The sequence below is a fragment of the Candidatus Binatia bacterium genome, from assembly GCA_036382395.1.
Lineage (GTDB): Bacteria > Desulfobacterota > Binatia > HRBIN30 > HRBIN30 > JAGDMS01.
This window is the reverse complement of sequence record DASVHW010000419.1, coordinates 1-3,874: the sequence shown is the minus strand read 5'-3', so window position 1 is coordinate 3,874 and position 3,874 is coordinate 1. Positions and strand designations below refer to the sequence as shown.

The following is a 3,874-nucleotide window of genomic DNA, read 5'->3' as shown; positions in this document are numbered from 1 at the left end:
GTGGGACCTCGGCGGACGCATCGAGCCCGGCGCCGATTCATGCGCAGCATTCCAGGTGCATCTCGACATCGGTGCCGAGCAGACGACAGAAGTCGTGTTTGTCCTCGGCCAGGGGCGCGATCGTGCGCACGCTGAAGAACTCGCGCGTCATTGGCAGGAACCGGGGCAAGTCGATCGCGCCTTCGAGGAGCTCAACCATTACTGGGATCGACTGCTGGGCGCGGTTCGCGTGCGCACGCCAGACCCAGCCTTCGATCTGATGCTGAACAGGTGGCTCCTGTACCAGACCCTCTCCTCCCGCCTCCTAGCGCGGGCAGGTTTTTACCAGGCCGGCGGCGCGATTGGGTTTCGCGATCAGCTTCAGGATGTTCTTGCGCTCCTGTATGCGGACCCCGCCCGTGCGCGAGCGCACATCCTGGCCAGCGCCGCGAGGCAATTCGAGGAGGGCGACGTCCTCCACTGGTGGCACCCACCTCACGACCGCGGTGTGCGGACGCGATGCTCTGACGACCTCCTCTGGCTACCCTATGTTGCGAGCCACTATGTCGAAGCGACCGGCGATCTGTCTATCCTGAGTGAGGAGGTTTCGTTCCTGCGCGGGGCGCCGCTCTCGCAGGACGAGGAGGATCGCTACTCCCGTTTCGACACGACCTCTGAGCGGCGGTCGCTGTTCGAGCACTGCGAGCGGGCGTTGGAGCGCGGGGTTACGCAAGGCCCGCACGGCCTGCCGTTGATGGGCTCGGGCGACTGGAATGACGGGATGAACCGTGTGGGCAGGCGCGGCCAGGGCGAAAGTGTGTGGCTCGCGTGGTTCGCAATCGCCACGATGACCGGCTTCGCCGGATTGGCTGCCCGCCTGGGTCAAAGCGAGCTCGCGGAGGGCTGGACGAGGCGTGCCCAGGAACTCCGGCAGTCGGTCGAAGCAACCGCATGGGACGGGCACTGGTATCTCCGCGCCTTCGACGACGACGGACGCCCGTGGGGCTCGGCCACCTCCGACGAGTGTCGCATCGACTCGATCACGCAATCGTGGGCCGTGCTCGCCGGCGACAGCATCTCGGAGCGGGCCCGAGCGGCTGTCGAGGCGGCCTCCCGCGAATTGGTACGCGATGACGACCGGCTAATCCGACTTCTCTGGCCGCCCTTCCATGACACGCCCCGCGACCCCGGATATATCAAGGCATATCCGCCGGGGATCCGCGAAAATGGAGGACAATATACGCACGCCGCGGCGTGGCTGGGCTTCGCCTTCGCCGGTGTCGGCGATGGCGACAGCGCCGCGCACATCTTTGAACTCATGAACCCGATCCATCACGCGGCATCCCGTTCCGACGCAGACCGCTTTCGCGTCGAGCCTTATGTGATTGCGGCGGATGTAGCGAGTGTCGCGCCACATACGGGTCGCGGCGGCTGGACCTGGTACACAGGCTCCGCCGCCTGGACCTGGCGACTTGGCGTCGAGGCGATTCTGGGATTGCAGTTACGGAATGGCGAACTCCTCATCGATCCGGTCCTGCCCAAGCACTGGGGTTCATTTGAGGCGGAGATAAAGGCGCCTGCGGGTGCGCTGGCGATCCGGGTCGAGGATCCGGATCACATCGGCCGGGGCGTTGTCGAGATCGTCGTAGATGGCTCGGCGATCGAGGGGGCCACCATCGCTTTCCCGACCGATGAGTCAGTGCGGCGGGTCGAGGTGCGCCTGAGGCAACTGCCGGTATCCGAGACGCCGGGCGCTCGCGGCGACAGAGCCCGTTGACTACTGGGTGTACCGAAAACCTCAACCGGCGATGATTTTGGTTTTGCCAGGTGAAATTCCCTGTTCCTGTCCAGAATTCTCTTGTCCCTGTCGGTGGTATGTTTAGCTGGATCGGCTCTGAAGACTGCCATTGAGGCAAATCAATAAGTCACGCGCGGCGTGGACTAGCTTTTTTTAAACATTCAGGACATCAACACGATGGTCGCCCAGAGCAACATTCGTTGGTTCAGCGACACGCGGCTCAACGATGTCACCTTGGTGGGCGGCAAGAACGCTTCGCTCGGGGAGCTTTATTCCGTCCTTTCGGGACAGGGTATCCGAGTGCCGAATGGTTTTGCCCTAACCGCCCAGGCATACCGCGACGCACTGACTGCAGCCGGAGCATGGGACAAGCTGCATCAACTTCTGGACGGACTCGATAAGACTCGCGTGGATGTCCTTGCCAAGCGCGCTGCCGAAGCACGCGAGATCGTGTTCGACGCCACCGGCGCCGACCACCTACGGCAAGAGATTGCCGGGGCCTATCGGACACTCGAAAACAAGTATTGCACTGACGTTGCGGTTGCCGTCCGCAGCTCTGCGACCGCCGAGGACCTCCCGACGGCAAGCTTTGCCGGCCAACACGAAAGTTTTCTCAACGTCCGTGGCACAAAGGATTTGTTCGAGGCCTGTCGGCGCTGCTTTGCCTCCATCTTCACCGGCCGCGCGATTTCCTATCGGATCGACAATGGGTTCGACCATTTTAAGGTCGCCCTTTCGGTCGGCGTGATGAAAATGGTCAGAGCCGACCGCGCCTCCAGCGGCGTCGCATTCACGCTGGATACGGAGTCCGGCTTTCGTGATGTCGTCTTCATCACGGGCGTCTACGGACTGGGCGAAAACATCGTCCAAGGCACCGTCGATCCCGACGAATTTTACGTCCACAAGCCGACGTTTCGCCAAGGATACCGCGCTGTCTTGAGCCGGTCTCTGGGGGGTAAACAGATGCGCATGGTTTACGCCCGTGGCCATGGTCGAACAAAGAATGTCTCCGTGCCCAAGTCGGATCGCGAGCGCTTTTGCATCACCGACGCCGAGGTGCTCGCGCTTGCCGATCATGCGATCAGGATTGAAGACCATTACTCATCGAACGCTGGGCATCCGATGCCGATGGACATTGAGTGGGCCAAGGACGCCGATGATGAGCAGATTTACATCATTCAGGCCCGACCTGAGACCGTGGCCTCGCGCAGATCGCCAACCAGCCTTGAGACCTACTCCCTCAAGGGATCTGCTCCCGCGTTGGTGACCGGTCGAGCGGTCGGGGAGAAAATCGCATTCGGACCCGTGCGTGTCATTGCCGATGCGCGTGAACTGGCGACGTTCCGGCCGGGCGAGATTCTCGTTGCGGAATCGACGAGCCCGGATTGGGAGCCTGTGATGAAAATCGCGGCTGCGATCGTGACGGAGCGCGGCGGCCGAACCTGTCACGCCGCCATCGTTGCACGCGAACTGGGCGTGCCGGCAGTGGTCGGAGCTACGGATGCAAAGAAAGCACTGAAGATGGGCTCTGTTGTAACGGTGTCATGTGCCGAGGGAGAAATCGGCCGCGTCTACGACGGCAAGCTCCCATTCGAGACGACGCGGGTGGAGACAAGCGAGCTTAAGCGGCCACGCACCGCCATCATGTTGAACTTGGGCAATCCGGAGCTTGCATTCCGAACAGCCATGCTGCCCAACGATGGCGTTGGCTTGGCGCGGATGGAATTCATCATCAGCGAGCACGTCCGCGTGCATCCGATGGCGCTGGTCAACCCGGACAAGGTGACTTCAAAGCGGGCGCAGAAGACCATTGAACGGCTGGTCCGCAATTATTCCAGCCCGGCCGACTATTTCATCCAGAAGCTCTCGGAAGGCGTGGGCGTCATCGCCGCTGCGTTTTATCCCAAGCCGGTGATCATCCGCCTGTCGGATTTCAAAACCAACGAATACGCAAGGCTGCTCGGCGGTGAAGGGTTCGAACCCAAGGAAGAAAACCCGATGCTGGGTTTCCGCGGCGCCGCACGTTACGCACACCCGGCATACGCCGCAGGATTTGCGCTCGAATGCGCCGCATTGCGCCGTGTCCGCCAGGACATG

The 3,874-nt window shown here is 62.1% G+C and carries 2 protein-coding genes; both read left to right on the top strand.

The features are described 5' to 3' along the window. Positions 1–1,756 (top strand): cellobiose phosphorylase (locus tag VF515_20575; GenBank protein HEX7410021.1); only part of this gene is annotated, 1,756 nt, incomplete at its 5' end. A gap of 198 nt (positions 1,757–1,954) precedes the next feature. Further along, positions 1,955–3,874, top strand: a 1,920-nt coding sequence (ppsA, locus tag VF515_20570; GenBank protein ID HEX7410020.1) for a phosphoenolpyruvate synthase, incomplete at its 3' end; no start/stop codon positions are given.